Genomic DNA, 204 nt, shown 5'->3' with positions numbered 1-204 from the left:
AAAGCCGAAATGAAACGAAGAAGTCGTTTTCAGAAATTACTGGTATTAATAGAACGACTTTATATAAGATACTCGATGGTAAGATTAATCGCATTCAAACCCAAACTGTAGAGAAATTAGCCGATTTTTTCGGTACGACTTGTTACATTATTGAAGAACAATGCATCGAGTCATTGGAAATTGAGAACAGAATAAGCTCGAAAG

The 204-nt window shown here is 34.3% G+C and carries 1 protein-coding gene; it reads left to right on the top strand.

Annotated elements, in window-relative coordinates; genetic code table 11:
• On the top strand, positions 1-204 hold a 204-nt coding region (locus tag ACM2FC_RS23760), incomplete at both ends, for a helix-turn-helix domain-containing protein (RefSeq protein WP_498483490.1).

The organism is Vibrio sp. A37, assembly GCF_059777565.1.
The sequence above is the reverse complement of the archived record's forward strand: the minus strand, read 5'-3'. Positions and strand labels throughout refer to the sequence as shown.